The organism is Polaromonas sp. P3_C2, from assembly GCF_056402675.1.
On sequence record NZ_JBFUGX010000947.1, the window covers coordinates 1 to 1249 of the forward strand.

The 1249-nt window shown below is 59.9% G+C and carries 2 protein-coding genes; one reads left to right on the plus strand and one right to left on the minus strand.

Going from position 1 to position 1249, the window contains the following annotated elements:
- The coding region (locus AC1DWI_RS23670) for a hypothetical protein (RefSeq protein ID WP_477725974.1) at window positions 1–192 on the plus strand (192 nt) is incomplete at its 5' end.
- Between the two features lie 422 nt (window positions 193–614).
- Here AC1DWI_RS23670 and AC1DWI_RS23675 read toward each other — a convergent pair.
- A partial coding sequence (locus AC1DWI_RS23675; RefSeq protein WP_477725975.1) for a M20/M25/M40 family metallo-hydrolase occupies window positions 615–1249 on the minus strand: 635 nt, incomplete at its 5' end.

Consider the following 1249-nt stretch of genomic DNA (forward strand, 5'->3'; position numbering starts at 1 on the left):
CATATTGCCCTGTACATGTATGGAGGCAAGAGAATATTTGAAGTTGCCACTCGTCTAGGTGAACATGAAGGACGCCAAACGGTCGGCGCTTGGTCGGAATTCAGTTCGGATGCTCTAGGTAATGAAATTGCGCATTTGAAGAAGGTTATTGCTGCGGATATTCGTGATGCGATAAAGAGGCAATCCCTATAGGCACCAGCGCCCGGTTTCCTCTCGTTCTTCAACCAAAAAAAATTCATCCACAGCCCCAGCTGCTAAAGCTGAGTTTCCGGATGGCCGTTGAATTGCACTGAGGTCTGCCCCGAGTTTTGGAGTGACCCCTCGGGCTGGGACCAGCAGGTTACGGGAGCCAGCCAGTACACCTATGACGCGCTCGGCAACCTGCCCACCAAAACCGATGCCAGGGGAAAGCTCACCCAGTATGTGGAWTTTCGTGCTTGTTTGATCYGTTTTTTYATYGAGCGCTGAGCCACCGRTGACGCTCTTTTTCGCAGGGCTGGCGATCCACATTTCAGGGTTTTAATGWGGGTCAAGCRACTGCGAAAAAARYGGGTCACAYCGACGCGAAACTTGACAGTCGTGGGTTGCCTCTCGCCTCCTACGGCGAAGTACGCTCAGGCCAAACTCAACACCGTCTTGACCAGCGCCTGCGCACGCGGCACCAGCGTATCGAGGCAGCAGTATTCGTTATCGGTATGCGCCTTCGCGCCGACCGGGCCGACACCACACAGTGTGGGAATACCCAGCGAGGCGGTAAACCCGGCATCGGAGCAACCGCCCGTTGCTTCACCGGCCACGTCGAAACCGACCAGGGCCGCGCTGGCCTTGTAGCGCTGCATCAGGTCGCTGCTGGCTTCGGGTTCCAGGGGCAGCGACTCCGACATCTGTGTGATGCGGATGGTGGTGCCCGGCACACCGGGCGCGGCGGCCAGGGCGTGGATGCTGGCGAACACCGCCTGGCGCTCGGGCAGGGTGCGAAAGCGCACGTCCAGCTTGGCCTGCGCCGCTGGGGCCACGGTGTTGGTCGACATGCCGCCGCTGATCAAACCGACATTGKTGGTGATGCCGCAGCTGTAGTCGGTTAACGCGTGCAAGGCGGTGACCAGTTGCGCCAGGGCGCCGATGGCGCTGGCGCCGTCAGCGTGGTTCATGCCCGAGTGGGCGGCGCGGCCGGTGACTTCAATCAAAAAGGTGGCGCCACCCTTGCGCTCGGTGACCAGGTTGCCACTGACGCGGCCGGGTTCTGAGT